Here is a 4,681-nt window from a genome sequence, read left to right as displayed (position 1 = left end):
ACGACACCTGCTAGTACATCGTTATGACCTCCGATATACTTCGTCGCAGAATGTAAGACGATGTCAGCCCCATCTTCTAGTGGCGTGGACAAATAAGGGGTAAGAAAAGTATTGTCGATAATCGTTAATAAACGATGTTGTTGTGCCAACTGGTAATAAGGCGACAAGTCAATCTCAATCATCAACGGATTGGAAATGGGTTCGATAAATAATGCGCTCGTATGCGGTGTGATCGCTGCTTTAACTTCTTCAACATTTTCAAAATTTACATATTTAAAGCGAATGTTATATTGTGTTTCGTAAAATTCAAATAAGCGAAATGTGCCGCCATACAAATCAAATGACACGAGTATTTCGTCGTGAGGTTTAAAAAGGTTACAGACGAGTTGGATACTTGCCATACCGCTTGAAGTCGCAAATGAAGCGATGCCACCTTCAATTTTGGCAAAGGCGTCTTCAAAAGCTTGTCGTGTTGGGTTTTTCGTGCGTGTGTAATCATAGCCCGTTGAATGACCTAGACCAGCGTGTTGATAAGCAGTCGAAAGGTAAATCGGGTTAGCAATCGCGCCGGTGTGATCTGTAGTAAGTGCAATTTGTGCCAATGTGGTCTCTTTCATCGTTGATAACCTCCTCAAACAAAATAAAAAGCTTTCATCCTAATATCCGAATTTTTAATCGAATAAAAAGGACGAAAGCTAAGTTCGTGGTACCACCTTAATTTGTTAATTTATCGCTAAAGTAACCTCTCACAGTACGCTAAATTGCTTTATGCGCGATTTAGATGCTATACGGTGAGGGAAGAGTATAGTTAATATTTTCCAGTACGCATAATAACAAAATGTTAATACTGTATCGCTATAACGGGCGAACCCGGTGATACCTCATATTGGCATCAACACTCCAAGGCCATTTTCAAATTTGCTTTCAATGCCTTTTCTCAGCGAAACAAGGCTCTCTGTGATTGCAGTGTAAATTTTACTTTCCTTTTTACAGTGTCTCGAATATTGTACTGTTTCTTTGTAAAAATCACTTTACATGAATCAAAAAAGGATGTCAACATATTTTTCAGAAAATTATGATTAGATAAAATTTTGGCACATCCTGAAAATAACGTAAAGGCTTGTGTCTCAACTATGCAACCAGTAAAATAGAATGGTAAAAAAATTTGTGGGAGCAGGTGATGCACGTGACCCATCAAAATGAAACATCACAGCGTACTTCGCAACATGTCGAAATGATAGCGATACATGATTTGAGACCGAACCCTTACCAACCCCGTAAGACCTTTGATGCTGAAAGGCTCACTGAACTTGCGCAATCCATTACACAGCACGGTATTCTACAACCAATTATCGTAACCCATGCGATTCAAGGTTATTACATTGTGGCCGGGGAAAGACGGTATCGTGCAAGTCTTGAAGCGGGTTTAACCGAAATACCTGTCGTCATTAAAAAATTTTCAGATGCAGAAATGCGTGAACTCGCAATTATTGAAAATTTACAACGTGAAGATTTAAATCCATTAGAAGAGGCTGAGAGTTATCAGCAATTAATGGCAGAATTACATTTAACACAACAGGAAGTGGCGCAAAGACTAGGAAAATCACGACCGTATATCGCGAATATGTTGAGGCTACTTAAATTACCTGTTAAGATTAGAACTTTGATACGTGAAGGTACACTTTCATCTGGTCATGGTCGGACACTATTAGCACTTAAAGATGTTAAAAAGATGGAAAAATATGCAAATTTAGCCGTCCGGGAGTCTTGGAGTGTACGCTATTTGGAACAAGTGGTCGCTGAATTATTAGGAACAAGTAAAAAGCGTGAAGAACCGCAACAGAAAGCCATTAAAAAGCCTGCCATGATACGTCAACACGAGCAACAATTGCAGGAACAATATGGGACTTCAGTTGAGATTGCCACGAAGAAAAATGTTGGTGAGATTACATTTACATTTCATTCAGAAAGTGATTATCGGAGATTGATTCAACAATTGAAGAAAATGTAAAATCTGTGCCTTTGAAATCAATTGTGTAGCCAATACGGGAAAGTGTTTATAGAGAAAGGGAGTCGTTATGAATCAATTTAAAGCAGTCATAGAAAGTATGGTTCAGCCATTATTAGAGCCTGAAACATACTCGAATTTACTTACAAAATTAATTATTATTGCCATTTATGTCATTGTTGCTTTTGTTGTCGTGCGTATTTTAAATAAAGTCATCGAACAATTTTTTAAAGTAAATAATCGAGCGATGACGAAATCGAATCGTGCGAGTCGTGTCAAAAGGTCCAAGACATTGATTACATTAGTACAAAATGCTGTCGGATATCTCGTTTGGTTTATTACGTTGACAACAGTGCTCAGTAAATTTGGTATTAGTGTTGAAAGTATTTTAGCCGGAGCGGGTGTTGTCGGTCTCGCTATTGGTTTCGGTGCACAAACACTTGTTAAAGATGTGATTACAGGATTCTTTATTATTTTTGAAAATCAATTCGATGTGGGTGATTATGTCAGCATTAAAAATAATGGTTCCCCGATTGCAGAGGGGACAGTGAAAGCGATCGGCTTACGTTCTACACGCATACTGTCATATACAGGAGAGCTATCAATTATTCCAAATGGTACGATGAGTGAAGTCACCAACTTTTCAGTCACAAATGGAGTCTCAGTGATTGATATCCCAGTATCGATTAATGAAAAAATTGATGATGTTGAAAAGAAAATGAACATATTCTTAAAGTCTATTCCGAAAAAGTATGACATCTTTATTGAGCCACCAGAAGTCTTAGGGGTGGATAATTTTAATAGCTATGAAGTAAGAATTCGTGTCGCTGGAGAGACGCTTCCGGGTGAAAGTTTTTCAGGTTCACGTATTCTTCGACGAGAGCTCAAAGAATTTTTACAAGCTGAAGGGATTGAAGCACCAATGCCGACCCTTGTCCAACTTTATAAAGATCAACAAAACGCGGAATCATAGAGGTGAAAATGTGTGTCATCAAATTACGAATTAAATGATATAGTAGAGATGAAGAAGCAACATGCTTGTGGTGCAAATCGGTTTAAGATTATTCGAATGGGCGCAGATATTCGTATCAAATGTGAGCAATGTCATCGAAGCATTATGCTACCCCGCCAAACTTTTAATAAGAAACTAAAAAAAATACTCGTCAAAGCGAGTTCAAATGAGAAGGAGAATGAATAATGGCCTTAACAGCTGGTATCGTGGGCTTACCTAACGTCGGGAAGTCAACACTTTTTAATGCAATAACTAAAGCAGGTGCACTTGCTGCAAACTATCCTTTCGCTACGATTGATCCTAACGTGGGTATCGTAGAAGTGCCGGATACACGATTAAATGAATTAGAAAAAATAGTTAATCCTAAGAAAACAGTACCGACGACTTTTGAATTTACAGATATTGCCGGGATTGTAAAAGGAGCGTCAAAAGGGGAAGGTTTAGGTAATAAATTTTTATCTCATATTCGAGAAGTCGACGCGATTTGCCAAGTTGTACGCGCTTTTGATGATGAAAACGTGACACACGTTGCAGGTCGTGTCAATCCGATTGAAGATATCGAAGTCATTAACATGGAATTGGTATTAGCAGACTTGGAATCTGTTGAGAAACGCCTGCCACGTTTAGAAAAAATGGCGAAACAAAAGGATAAAACGGCAGTGAATGAAGTGCGTATTTTATCTCAAATTAAAGAGACACTTGAAAATGGAAAACCTGTGCGTAGTATGGATTTCAATGAGGAAGATCAAAAATATGTCAATCAAGCGCAATTGCTTACTTCTAAATCAATGTTATATATTGCGAACGTTGGAGAAGATGAAATCAATGATGCTGAAAATGACAAAGTAAAAGCGATTCGCGAATATGCAGCGAATGAAGATTCAGAAGTCATTGTCATCAGTGCTAAAATCGAAGAAGAAATTGCGACTTTAGATGATGAAGATAAAGCGATGTTCTTGGAAGAATTAGGTATCGAAGAACCTGGCTTAAATCGTTTAATTCGTAAAACATATGATTTATTAGGACTTGCGACTTATTTTACAGCTGGCGTACAAGAAGTGCGTGCATGGACATTTAAAGAAGGAATGACTGCGCCACAATGTGCGGGTATTATTCACACTGACTTTGAGCGTGGATTTATCCGTGCTGAAGTAACAGGTTATGACGACTTTGTTGCCAACAATGGTGAGCAAGGTGCTAAAGAAGCAGGTAAAATGCGCTTAGAAGGTAAAGACTATATTATGCAAGATGGCGATGTCGTCCATTTTAGATTTAACGTATAAGTTTGTCCTTAAATAAGATAAATCGAATGTGCATAGAATAAAAACAAATGACACAACCTTTCATATTTCATCGAATGGAAGCGCTGTGTCATTTTTATTTATAGCACCTTCTCCAACCAACTATCGCTTGAATACTTGTTATTCTAAGTTGTTTTCATATATTCAAGCACTATACACATTTTTTCAATGTCATAGTGTTTCATACATAACCTCTGTTATTTTAATAGTGTCTTTTAAAACATACTACATCATAATCGAAATATATTTAATAAAAAGTTAATAAATAGTTAATTGGTAGTTAATTAATATATTTATAATAAATATATACAATAGAGATGTATCTAGATACAAAATGTCATTAAAATAAGAGGATAATTA

Annotated in this window: 5 protein-coding genes and 1 other annotated feature; of the genes, 4 read left to right on the top strand and 1 reads right to left on the bottom strand. The window is 37.1% G+C overall.

Annotation, left to right across the window (positions count from 1 at the left end; all coding sequences use genetic code 11):
• On the bottom strand, positions 1–617 hold a 617-nt coding region (locus CD118_RS00745; protein ID WP_206167710.1), incomplete at its 3' end, for a PLP-dependent transferase.
• Positions 618–681: 64 nt separating this feature from the next.
• Positions 682–1,000, bottom strand: a binding site (T-box leader).
• A gap of 180 nt (positions 1,001–1,180) precedes the next feature.
• Between CD118_RS00745 and CD118_RS00740 the strand changes: the two genes are divergently transcribed.
• The 4 genes from CD118_RS00740 to ychF all read left to right on the top strand — a co-directional run bounded on the left by CD118_RS00740 (position 1,181) and on the right by ychF (position 4,303).
• Positions 1,181–2,011 carry a ParB/RepB/Spo0J family partition protein gene (locus tag CD118_RS00740; RefSeq protein WP_103356090.1) on the top strand — a complete coding sequence of 277 codons (831 nt, stop codon included), beginning with the start codon at positions 1,181–1,183 and terminating at the stop codon, positions 2,009–2,011.
• Positions 2,012–2,078: 67 nt separating this feature from the next.
• Complete coding sequence (locus CD118_RS00735) at positions 2,079–2,981, top strand: mechanosensitive ion channel family protein (RefSeq protein WP_103356089.1); 903 nt, start codon at positions 2,079–2,081, stop codon at positions 2,979–2,981.
• Between the two features lie 12 nt (positions 2,982–2,993).
• A complete protein-coding gene (locus CD118_RS00730; RefSeq protein ID WP_016425698.1) occupies positions 2,994–3,206 on the top strand; it encodes a DUF951 domain-containing protein in 213 nt (70 codons plus the stop codon).
• Positions 3,206–4,303, top strand: a complete 1,098-nt coding sequence (ychF, locus tag CD118_RS00725; protein ID WP_103356088.1) for a redox-regulated ATPase YchF — start codon at positions 3,206–3,208, stop codon at positions 4,301–4,303. The genes CD118_RS00730 and ychF overlap by 1 nt, the downstream gene beginning before the upstream one ends.
• Positions 4,304–4,681: the final 378 nt, after the last annotated feature.

Origin of the sequence: Staphylococcus coagulans (assembly GCF_002901995.1) — a bacterium.
GTDB classification, from domain to species: domain Bacteria; phylum Bacillota; class Bacilli; order Staphylococcales; family Staphylococcaceae; genus Staphylococcus; species Staphylococcus coagulans.
The sequence above is the reverse complement of the archived record's forward strand: the minus strand, read 5'-3'. Positions and strand labels throughout refer to the sequence as shown.